General features: G+C 54.6%; 4 protein-coding genes and 1 pseudogene. 4 read left to right on the plus strand and 1 reads right to left on the minus strand.

Going from position 1 to position 12299, the window contains the following annotated elements:
• Positions 1-403, minus strand: a pseudogene (locus tag BLO51_RS05070) (helix-turn-helix domain-containing protein); the annotation flags it as partial.
• Positions 404-1406: 1003 nt separating this feature from the next.
• Between BLO51_RS05070 and ectB the strand changes: the two are divergent.
• The 4 genes from ectB to BLO51_RS05090 all read left to right on the plus strand — a co-directional run.
• Positions 1407-2687, plus strand: coding sequence for a diaminobutyrate--2-oxoglutarate transaminase (gene ectB / locus BLO51_RS05075; RefSeq protein WP_090668131.1), 1281 nt, complete (start codon positions 1407-1409; stop codon positions 2685-2687).
• A gap of 74 nt (positions 2688-2761) precedes the next feature.
• Positions 2762-4324 (plus strand): esterase/lipase family protein, encoded by a 1563-nt coding sequence (locus tag BLO51_RS05080; RefSeq protein WP_090667760.1) that lies wholly within the window; start codon positions 2762-2764, stop codon positions 4322-4324.
• A 9-nt stretch (positions 4325-4333) separates the two neighbouring features.
• Positions 4334-5044, plus strand: a complete 711-nt coding sequence (locus BLO51_RS05085) for a 4'-phosphopantetheinyl transferase family protein (RefSeq protein ID WP_090667764.1) — start codon at positions 4334-4336, stop codon at positions 5042-5044.
• Positions 5045-5165: 121 nt separating this feature from the next.
• A partial coding sequence (locus tag BLO51_RS05090) for a non-ribosomal peptide synthetase (RefSeq protein ID WP_245719535.1) occupies positions 5166-12299 on the plus strand: 7134 nt, incomplete at its 3' end.

Here is a 12299-nt window from a genome sequence, read left to right on the forward strand (position 1 = left end):
CCCAGCTTCGGAAGTTTCAGCAGATCGCTGGCAACGGCAATATTGCCGTTCGTAAACTTCGTGGTGTAGCTTTGGACGGGATTGCGTTTGCTCTTGAACCGAGGCGAGGCGGATCGTTTTGCTTTCGAAAGAAGCGATCAAACGCATCTGCCAGGCTGCGAACGACGGATTGCAAAGCAATGCTGTCCACGTCCTTGAGCCAAGGCCATTCCTTTTTCAACGCTGGCAGCCTGGTTGCACAGGTCTGGTAAGACAAGCCTCTGCCTGTTTCTTGGAAGGTGTCGTTCCACCTCACAAGGAAGTGGTTAAAGACAAAGCGAGCGCATCCAAACATCTGATGGATCAGTGTCATTTGCTCCTCCGTTGGGTAGATGCGAAAGCGAAAAGCTTTATGATACAACATGCGAGACTTATCTCCTTTGGTGATTTCATGACAATTATAGCACATATGTTTGCATTCATATACAAGAGATGCTGATTCATCTCCCCCTTATCGAAGAGGGAGTCTTCTCAGCCTTAACGATAAAATGGGACGTCCGGGCACGCGTTGGGCGCCTGACGATACTTTTTAGTCTGCAGGTCTAAGCTTTTTTTGCGTTAAAAATATGAAGTATTTGAAAACATGCGCTCCGAGCCTGTCAGCTGTATACGAAAAAAACAGATCTCAATGGACCGCGTTTTCTTTTTTGGCCGCAAGATGCCTTGATTATCTACACATTCTGTCATCAATCGACAAAATGTTAGAACATGAAAGTCGATTCTTCTGAATCGCCTTTGTTAAGCGTTTGTAAAAATGTCTAAATATTGAACAAAAGTTTATAATTGATTACAAAATGGGACTTTACTACCATATTAAATACGCCTAAAATTTGTATATAATTAGCAAGTGTTGGTTATTTTGTAATCACATAGAAGGGGGTGACGACTGGATGTTCTCACGAAGGCCTTCTTGGATTTTGAATGCCGATGCAAGCTCTCGCACACAACGAAAGAAGCCGCAAAACAGTTGCCCTTCGTAAGCTCCAAACAGAAAAAAGCTCCAAAAATGAGAGACGGGTTGCCTGAAGTCAGCCTGCTCCATCTCAAACATCTTGTTCAACCCACGTTCTGTTCATCGCATCAGGAAACCGCACCCGCATCTTTCCTGCACACAAAACTTACTCCTTAGTCTACCGCACGACCCGTTTTCAGAACAAGCTCCGAATTGTACAGGGAACACCTGAAGGGAGTTTGCAGCATGACAAAACGATAAATGATCCAGGTTCCGCCCTTGTTGCAGGCGATATTGCCGTATGCTAATCGCTTTAGAAAAAGGGTGCGAACAGAAAAACAATGCCGCGGAGGTAAGCCCCTAACTAACTTTATAACGGATTAAATCATACCTGAGGAGAGATTATGATATGACAGTGAACACATTCGAAGCTTTGGAATCCAATGTTAGATCTTATTGCCGGTCGTTCCCGGACGTTTTTGTACGTGCCAAAGGCTCCGTCCTATATGCACAGTCGGGAAAGTCGTATATCGATTTTTTCGCTGGCGCAGGTGCTTTGAATTATGGACACAATAACGACTTTATCAAAGAGCGGCTCATCAGCTATTTGCAATCGGACGGCATCAGCCACGGCTTGGACATGTACACTTCGGCCAAAGAAACGTTCCTGCGAACGTTCTCTGACAAGATCCTCAAGCCACGCGGTCTGAACCACAAGGTTCAATTTTGCGGTCCGACGGGAACCAACGCGGTAGAGGCGGCCTTCAAGCTGGCGAGAAAAGTCAAGGGCCGGACTGGCATATTCGCCTTCATTGGCGCGTTTCATGGCATGTCGCTTGGCAGCTTGGCCGCCACCAGCAGTCTGTATCACCGCGAAGCGGGCGGAGTTCCGCTGCATGACGTGACTTTCATGCCTTTCCCGGCAGGCTTTATCGACGGGTTGGATACGATTGGATACATGGAGGCGATTCTGACGGACGACCATTCGGGTATCGCTAAACCGGCGGCGATCATCCTCGAAACGATTCAGGCGGAAGGCGGTCTGAACGAGGCCCCGATCGAATGGCTCCGCCAGCTGCGCGATTTGTGCGACCGTCACGACATTTTGCTCATTTGCGACGAAATCCAAGTCGGATGCGGCCGGACTGGCCCGTTCTTCTCCTTCGAGCGCGCAGGTATCGTTCCCGATCTGGCTGTTCTCTCCAAATCGATCAGCGGTTACGGGCTGCCGATGTCCTTGCTGCTGTTGAAGCCGGAGCTCGACGTCTGGAAGCCAGCGGAGCACAACGGCACCTTCCGCGGGAACCAGCTTGCCTTCGTCGGCGCTACGGCCGCACTCGAATTCCGCGAACAGACCGGCTTGGAGGCGGAAACGGAACGCAAGGCGAAGTTCATCGAGCAATTTTTGAAGGAGCAAATTTTGCCGCTCGACCCGCGTCTCACCGTAAGAGGCAGAGGGCTCATCTGGGGAATCGACACGTCCGGCAGCGAGGACGAGACGCTCTCCAAAGCGATTGCCTCGCGCTGCTATGAGCTCGGGCTTATCATCGAGCGGGCAGGACGTAACGATGCGGTCGTCAAGCTGATGCCTGCGCTCACGATTCCGATGGAGGAGCTTGCCAAGGGCTGCGAGATTCTGAAACAGGCCGTTATAGAAAGCTGCGCGTCGAACTTGCTTCAACCGGAATTGGTCTGAAGTTCGGCTGGCGGGTGATGGAGTGGCGAAATCATATTCGGTTCACCATTTTATTGGGGGAGTGAATAATATTGATGAATAAAAGAGTTCTGACGTTGCTGTTGTCATGCCTGTTGCTATGGGCTGTCGTTGCAGCGCCTGCTTCCGCTGCCGCACCCGAGCCTAACTTATCTGGCGTTCCCGGAACTTGGGCGCCCGGCGCCACACCGAGCAACCTGAATCCGAACTACCCTGTCCTTCTGTTCGTACAAGGCTTCATATCTAACGCCGGAACGTGGTACAAAACGAACGATATGTACCAAATGGCTTACAATAACGGGTATCAAACCGCTTTTGTCGAGCTGTACGATTCGGGAGGCCCGTCGAAAAACATGTGGGATAACGGCAAGCTGCTTGCCGATAAAATTGTGGAAATTTCCAAGGCGTTCCCGGGCAAAAAGCTCGTGATCGTCGCCCATAGCAAAGGCGGGCTCGATTCGCAAACGGCTCTCGTGCATTACGGCGCGTATCCGTACGTTTCGCACCTCGTCACTTTAGGCAGCCCGCACCACGGATCGCAGCTCGCCGATTTGGCGTACTCCAACTGGGCGGAATGGCTGGTGGACCTGATTGGTTTGAAGACCGAGGGCACCTACTCCTTGCAAACGTCTTACATGAAGCATTTCCGTTCGATTACCGATTCGCACGCCAACGCTTCGAAGAACAAGATTTACACGTTCGCCGGCGACGTCTGGCACGATTCTAATCCGATTTTCCTCGCCGGCGGGCTGTATTTATCGATATTCGGTCAGAACGACGGTGTCGTGACGGTCAGCAACGCCCATAATCCCAAGGGCTCCATGGTGAAGATCGGACCGTGGGACCACAAGGTGATTCATAACGGCACGCCGATGTTCCCGCTGATCAAGCCTTATTTGACGGTCCCAGCCGGGCTCACGGCAGAGGCGGAAAGCAGCAGACAAAGCGTGGCTCAGGAAGCGAATCCGCTTGAATGGGTTCAACCCGGCAGCACGTTGATCCGTGGAGGCAAGCATGAAAACACAGCTGTTGAGCGTTTTCTCGTGGAGAACGACGTACGGAGCGTCACGTTCGATTGGATTGCCGATCAACCGGCCGACCGCCTGGAACTGATTGCGCCGAACGGCGAGAAAAGAACGGTCGACGTCAAAGTGGAGCAGGATCAGGAGCTGTTCAAAAGCGCTTGGCATCATACTGCGGTCGTTGCCAAGCCGGAACAGGGCGAGTGGACGCTGCAGGCGCAATCCAAAAAGCCCGGTGCGCATCTGTTGACGGTTCAGTACGATTCGGCGCTTTCCGATTCGCTCAAATTGACGACCGAAGACAAGCAGAAATTCCTTGTAGAAACCGACGGCAACGAACTACCCTCCAACAAGCTGGACGTTCGTTACAATGTGAGATTTATCCCTGAGCAAGGCAATCCGGGCAAAAAGCAAATTCAACCGTTGAAACAACAAGCGGAGGCAGGCGCGAATAACGAATTGGATCTGACGGCGGCTCAGGAGCCGGGCGTCTACCAAACGTCCGTCGAAGTTCAGGGTGTGACGGCGCAAGGCGTTCCGTTCGAAAGATCCCTGCTCCGCTCGGTCTATGTCGATAAACAGGGGGGAAGGCACTAACCGACGCCTATGACGATCGAAGTTTACGCGGTCCGGTTATCCGGGGAGCCCGAGGTCGGCATCGTGCAGCAGCTGTACGATTGCGTATCGGAAGAAAAGCAGGCGAAGGCCGCAAGACTGAAGCAGCCTGCGGACCGGTGCAGAACGTTGGCCGGGGAAGCGCTGGCCCGGTGGCTCATCGGGCAAAAATGGGGGCTTCGCCCTTCGGATATCCGGTATACCCATAATGCTTACGGAAAGCCGTCTTTGGACGGTTTTCCGAACATTCATTTCAACGTATCCCACTCCGACGAATGGGTCGTATGCGCCATCTCGGAGCAGCCGGTAGGCGTCGATATCGAACGGCAGCAGCATATCGATTTTTCGTGGTCCTATCATTATTTCGCTCCCGAAGAGGCAAACGATTTGCAGCAGCGTCCGTTTGCGGAGAGGTTGCCTTATTTTTACGATCTGTGGACCTTGAAGGAAAGCTTCATTAAGCAAAGAGGGGTCGGACTTTCTCTTCCTTTGGACCGTTTCGCGGTCCGGGTCACGTCGGAGGGCAATCCGGTCCTGCTGCATAGTCCGGATTTGAAGGAGTATTGGTTCAAGCAGTATCCTGTGGACGGTCCGTACAAGCTGGCCGTGTGCGGGCAGGAACGCGATTTTGCCGAAGAACTGACCATCCTGCCGTTCGACACGTTCGTGAAATCGCTAATGTCTGTACAGCCCGTTTCGTAGACGTCCATATGACGAGCTCTGCGGGCTGAATAAGCCCGCTTATGCTCTTGAGCAAATGGATTTTTCCAGTACCTTGGGTTGCGGGCCTACCTTAGAATTCCTATGCCAGGAGAGTGTCGATGTGAGCGAGAATAAAAATAAATTGTATGCTTTAACCCAGGCGCAGCGAAGAATTTGGAATATGGAAATGATGTATCCCAATACGACCGTCGGAACGATTGCAGGAACTTTATTCATAAGGGGTCACGTCCAATCCGATATTTTGATGCAGTCGGTTTATCAATTGATAAGAGAGTACGATGCTTTCCGTATCCGGTTTGCTCCTTCCGAAGCCGAACCGATGCAATGGTTTGAAGAGGAATCGAACATCGTCCCCGAGTGCGATTATTTGGAAATGGGGAGCGCCGAGGAAGCGAAGGAATGGCTGGAGCGTTTTAATAGAATACCGATAAGCATTTTTGACGAGAAATTATATCATTTTAGCGTCTTTAACATGAACAACGAAGAGCACTGGTTTAACATGAAAATCAACCACACTATTGCCGACGGCGTAGCATCGAACCTCATCTTCAACACGGTCATGCAAAACTATATGGATTTGCTGCATAGAACCGTGCAGGACCCGAAGGCCAAAAGCTCTTATCTTAATTATATTTATGCCGAACAGGAATACGAGAGGTCGGAACGTTACCAAAAAGATAAGGCCTACTGGTTAGATAAATTCAAATCGTTCTCGGAAATTACCGCCATCAAACCGAATACGCCTTACGCTATAAGCACAGAGGCCAGAAGAGCGAGCGTTCCCCTTACCCATAAACGTTACGAACAATTGAAGCAATTCAGCGAGCAGAATAACGTCAGCATATTTACTTTGTTTTTGGCATCCTTGTATATCCTTCTTTATAAAGTCACCGGAAATCAGGACCTGACGGTAGGCACGATTTATGCCAACCGGACGTCCAAGCAAGAAAAAGAAACGATCGGGATGTTTGTAAGCACCGTTGCGACGCGCATGCTGCTGGACCCGGATCAGAGCGCAGCATCTTTTCTGCATCATGTATCCAAAGAACAGAAGTCGACCCTCCGCCATCAGAAATATCCGTACAATCAGCTCATTCAGGATTTGAGAAAAGAAAACAAGCAGCACGATATTCCGGAATTGTTCCGGGTGGATATTGAATATTTGCAGCTTACCTGGTCCCACTACGATGACCTGAGCGTTCTGATAAACAGCCATCTTTGCGGACACGAAGTGGGGGACTTTGCCATTCACGTGGTGGACTTGGTTGATGACGGGCGGATTGAATTGAATTTCGATTACCGCATTCAGCTGTTCGAGGAAAATGAAATCTTGCGCATTGCTGAACAGATGATTGCGATTATCGAACAAATGATACGAAACCCTCAGCAGACGGTGCGCGAGCTATCCATGCTGAGCGAAGAAGAGAAAAGCAAGATATTAACCCAGTTTAACCCGGCATTGCCCGAGGTTCCGCACAATAAGCCGTTCCACCAGTTGTTTGAGGAGCAGGCGGTGCGCAACCCGGAAGCGGTAGCGGTCGTGTACGAGGACAAGCAGTTGACGTACGGGGAGTTGAACGAGAGGGCGAACCGGCTCGCGGGCACGCTGCGCGAGGGTGACATCGTCCGGGAATCGATCGTCGGCATTCTAGCCGACCGTTCCGTGGACCTGCTGGTCGGCGTCATGGCGGTCTGGAAGGCAGGAGGCGCGTATGTGCCGCTCGATCCGGACTATCCGTCCGACCGCATCCGGTTCATGCTGGAGGATAGCGGGGCGGCTGTGCTGCTGACGCAAACCCATCTGCAGGACCGCGCCCAAGCGTGGCTGGAGGAAGATTCGGCTTTGCAAAGCGTGCGCTGCCTCTGCCTCGACGACGAGCAGTCGTTCGGCGGTGACGGGGCGAACGGGTCCGACACGAGCGAGCCGCGCGATCTGGCGTACGTGATCTACACGTCAGGCACGACGGGACGGCCGAAAGGCGTTATGATCGAGCACCGCAGCCTGGTGAACACGGCAGAGGCTTATCGCCGGGAGTACCGGCTGGATCAGTTCCCGGTGCGGCTGCTGCAATTGGCGAGCTTCTCCTTCGATGTGTTCGTTGGGGATATCGCCCGGACGTTGTACAACGGTGGAACGATGGTCATCTGCCCGAAAGACGACCGCATTGACCCGACCCGTTTATACGGCTGGATTCGCGACTGGCAAATTACGGCCTTCGAATCGACGCCTGCGCTGATCGTGCCGTTCATGGAACACGTGGCGGAGCAGGGTCTGGACATGAGCTCGATGGAGCTGCTGATCACAAGCTCCGACAGCTGCAGCGTGGCGGATTACCGGCTGCTGCAGGAGCGCTACGGTTCTCAATTCCGAATCATCAACGCGTATGGTGTAACGGAAGCGGCGATCGATTCGAGCTTCTACGACGAGTCGCTGGACAAGCTGCCGGAGGCGGGGAACGTGCCGATCGGCAAGGCGTGGCTGAACGCCCGGTTCTATATCGTGGATGCGAAGTTGAACCCGGTACCGGTGGGGGTATTGGGCGAGCTGTGCATCGGCGGGCCGGGCGTGGCCCGCGGGTATTTGAACCGCCCGGAGCTGAATGAAGAGAAATTTGTGGACAGCCCGTTCATCCCCGGAGAGCGGCTGGACCGCACAGGCGATCTGGCGCGCTGGATGGAAGACGGCAACGTGGATTTCATCGGCCGGATCGACTATCAGGTGAAAATTCGCGGTTACCGGATTGAACTGGGCGAGATTGAGTCGGCGATGCTCCGTTTCGCAGGGGTTCGTCAAGCTGTTGTGACGGATTGGACCGATGAGCGTGGCCAAAAATATTTGTGCGGCTACGCGGTTGCGGAGCAAGAGCTCAATCTGGACGAGCTGCAAGCGTATTTGGATCAAACGCTGCCTTCGCATATGGTTCCGGCGCGTCTGGTACGTCTGGAGCAGCTGCCGCTTACGCCAAACGGCAAGGTGGACCGCAAAGCGCTGCCCGAACCGGAAGGACACGTTCAAGCCGGAGCAAAATATGCGGCGCCCCGTACGGCGGCGGAGCTGGCGCTTGCTTCGGTATGGCAAGCCGTGCTGGGCGTAGACCGGGTTGGGATACTGGATAACTTCTTTGCGCTCGGCGGCGACTCGATCAAAGCGCTGCAGGTGTCTTCGAGGCTGCTTCAGACCGGCTATAAGATGGTGATGCGGGATTTGTTTCATCATCCGACCATAGCGGCGCTCAGTCCGCATCTTCAAACGGCTGGCAAGATCGCGAGCCAGGAAGAAGTGACGGGCGATGTGGCGCTCACGCCGATTCAGCGGTGGTTTTTCGAGCAAAATCCGGCCGACCTGCATCACAGCAACCAGTCCTTTATGCTGTACCGCAAGCAAGGCTTCGACGAAGCGGCGCTCCGCCAGACGATAAAGAAGATCGTCGAGCATCACGACGCGCTCCGTACGGTGTACCGCAAAACCGAAAACGGCGGCTACGCGGCCTGGAACGGGGGGATCGACGAAGGCGAGCTGTACAGCTTGGAAGTCGTGGACCTGACCGGCGCCGAGGATTGCGCCACAGCGATTGAAGCGAAGGCGAACGAAATTCAAGGCGGCATCGACCTTGACAACGGGCCTTTGGTGAAGCTGGGGCTGTTCCGCTGCGCGGACGGCGACCATCTGCTGATCGCCATTCATCATCTTGTCGTTGACGGCGTGTCCTGGCGCATTTTGTTCGAGGACATTGCCACAGGCTACGAACAGTCGCTGAACGGACAAGCGATCAAGCTTCCGCACAAAACGGATTCGTTCCGGACGTGGGCCGAGCGACTGTCGCTCCATGCCCATAGTCCGGCGATGCAGACCGAACGGACGTACTGGCGGCAGCTCGAACAAGTCGAGTATGTTCTGCTGCCGAAGGATTACGAGCAGGGCAAATCGCTGCTGCAAGATAGCGATGTTGTGACTGTAAAATGGACGGCGCAGGAAACGGAACAGCTCTTGAAGCAGGCGCACCGCGCCTACAATACGGAAATGAACGATCTGCTGCTTACCGCGCTGGGCATGGCCGTGCGCCAGTGGACCGGGCTGGACCGGGTGCTTGTGAATCTGGAAGGCCACGGGCGGGAAGACATCGTGAAGGATGTCGACATTACGCGCACGGTGGGATGGTTCACGAGCCAATTTCCGATTGTGCTGGAGACAGGCCAAGACCACGCCGTTTCGCAGCAGATCAAGCAGGTCAAGGAAGGGCTGCGCCGCATTCCGAACAAGGGAATCGGCTATGGTATCCTGAGGTATTTGTCTGCCCCGCAGGAGGGTGAGCGCTTTGTCCTGGAGCCGGAAATCAGCTTTAATTATTTGGGGCAGTTCGACCAGGACTATGATAGTAACGGAATGAAGCTTTCTCCGTACTCCACCGGTTCGGACGTCAGCAGGAACGCGACGATGGACTTTGCGCTGGACATGAACGGTATGGTTTCGGAAGGCGCTTTGGAATTGACCATCCGGTACGGCACGACCCAGTACCGCAGGGAAACGGTGGAGCGGCTCGGGGCACTGCTTCAGTCGAGCTTGCGGGAAGTGATTGCGCACTGCCTTGGGAAAGGGCGGCCGGAGCTGACGCCAAGCGACGTCCTGCTGAAAGGACTGACCGTGGACGAACTCGAACAGCTGGCGGAGCGCACCGGGGCGATGGGCGAACTGGAAAATGTGTATATGTTGACCCCGATGCAGAAAGGGATGCTGTTCCACAACCTGATGGACTCCGAATCAGGGGCTTATTTCGAGCAGGTGATGTTCGATTTGCAGGGAAGCTTCGAGGTCGGGGCCTTCTCCAGAAGCTTGGACTTGCTGGTACAGCGGCACGAGGCGTTGCGGACCAATTTTATAAGCGGCTGGAAGGACGAGCCGGTACAGATCGTATTCCGCAATCGGAGCTGCGAGTTTCATTACGAAGATGTGAGCGGACTGCCGGAGGCGGAACGTGAGAAATATGCCGCCGATTTTGCGGCCTTGGATAAGGCCAAAGGATTTGATCTTGCGCAAGATTCGCTTATGCGCGTAGCGATTCTGCGTACTGGAGAGCAAGCCCATCATGTCATCTGGAGCCACCATCATATTCTGATGGACGGCTGGTGCATGTTCTCCATGATCAAGGAAGTGTTCGACAGCTACTTTGCGTTCCACGAGCAAAGGCAGCCCGAGCTGGCCCCGGTGACGCCTTTTGCCCAGTTTATCGAATGGCTGGAGAAGCAGGACAGGAATGCGGCGTCGAGCTATTGGAGCGATTATTTGGCCGGCTACGATCAACAGACGTTGCTGCCTCAAGAGAAACCGCGGTACAAGCGGGAAGGCTATGTTCCGATCGAAATGGACTTTGAGCTCAGCCAGGAGCTGAGCGAGCGGGTCGAACGAGTAGCCAGACAAAACCAGGTAACGGTTAGTACGCTTGTTCAAACGGTATGGGGCCTTATGCTACAAACTTATAACAACAGCAAGGATGTCGTCTTCGGCTGCGTCGTGTCAGGCCGTCCGGCGGACATCCCGGGCGTGGAAAGCATGATCGGTCTGTTCATCAATACGATTCCGGTGCGCATTCAAAGTGCGGTAGGGGAATCGTTTGCGGATGTGATGCGAAGAACGCAGGAGCAAGCGCTGGCTTCGGGCGCCTACGATACTTATCCGCTGTATGAGATTCAGGCGTTGAGCGAGCAGAAACGGGAATTGATCAGCCACGTTATGGTGTTCGAAAATTATCCGACCGAGCAGCGGATCGAACAAATGGTCAGCGGGGGCAAAAAAGCGCTGGCCATCTCCAACATCCAGGCGCCGGAGCAAACGAACTATGATTTCGACGTGACCGTCATCCCGGACGAATGTATTCTCCTTCGCTTCAGCTACAATGCGTTGACTTTCAACGAAGCGGGCGTCCGGCGAATTTTCGGTCATTTCGCCCGAATGATGGAGCAAGTTGCGGCTAATCCGAACATCGGTGTGAAGGAACTTGCGCTGCTCACCGATTCGGAGAGAGAGCAGATTATGGAAGCATTCAACCCGGCGCTGCCTGAGCTGCCACCGGAGAAGACGTTCCACCGGTTGTTCGAGGAGCAGGCGACGCGCACGTCGGAAGCGATAGCGGTCGTGTACGAGGACAAGCAGTTGACGTACGGGGAGCTGAACGAGCGGGCGAACCGACTGGCTTACACGCTGCGCGAGGGCGGTATCGGCAAGGAGTCAATCGTCGGCATTTTGGCAGACCGTTCGGTGGATCTGCTGGTTGGCGTCATGGCGGTCTGGAAAGCAGGGGGCGCGTACGTGCCGCTTGATCCGGAATATCCGTCCGACCGCATCCGGTTCATGCTGGAGGACAGCGGGGCTACGGTGCTGCTGACGCAGACCCATTTGCAGAATCGCGCCCAAGCGTGGCTGGAAGAAGATTCGGCGCTGCAAAGCGTGCGCTGCCTCTGCCTCGACGACGAGAAGTCGTACAGCGGAGACGGAGCGAACGGGCCTGACGCGAGCGAGCCGCACGATCTGGCATACGTGATCTACACGTCGGGCACAACGGGACGGCCGAAAGGCGTCATGATCGAGCACCGCAGCCTGGTTAATACAGCAGCGGCCTACCGCCGGGAATACCGGCTGGATCAGTTCCCGGTGCGGCTGCTGCAACTGGCAAGCTTCTCCTTCGACGTGTTCGTCGGGGATATCGCCCGGACGCTGTACAACGGTGGAACGATGGTCGTTTGCCCGAAGGACGACCGCATCGATCCGGCACGTCTATACGGCTGGATACGCGACCGTCAGATTACAATCTTCGAATCGACGCCTGCGCTGATCGTGCCGTTCATGGAATATGTAGCGGAGCAGGGCTTGGATATGAGCTGGATGGAGCTGCTGATTACAAGCTCGGACAGCTGCAGCGTGACGGACTACCGGCTGCTGCAGGAGCGCTACGGCTCGCAGTTTAGAATCATCAACGCGTACGGGGTCACGGAAGCGGCGATCGATTCGAGCTTCTACGACGAGCCGCTGAGCAAGCTGCCGGAGGCGGGGAATGTGCCGATCGGCAAGGCGTGGCTGAACGCCCGGTTTTATATTGTGGATGCTCACCTGAACCCGGTACCGGTGGGAGTGCTGGGCGAGCTGTGCATCGGCGGCGTCGGCGTAGCGCGGGGGTATTTGAACCGTCCGGAGCTGAACGAAGAGAAGTTTGTCGACAGCCCGTTCGTTCCCGGAGAGCGG

The organism is Paenibacillus tianmuensis (genome assembly GCF_900100345.1).
Lineage (GTDB): Bacteria > Bacillota > Bacilli > Paenibacillales > NBRC-103111 > Paenibacillus_G > Paenibacillus_G tianmuensis.

Excerpts from the sequence above, each read along its gene's own strand:
- BLO51_RS05080 (WP_090667760.1), top strand. The coding sequence starts at position 2,762 with ATGAATAAAAGAGTTCTGACGTTGCTGTTGTCATGCCTGTTGCTATGG.
- BLO51_RS05085 (WP_090667764.1), top strand. The coding sequence starts at position 4,334 with ATGACGATCGAAGTTTACGCGGTCCGGTTATCCGGGGAGCCCGAGGTC.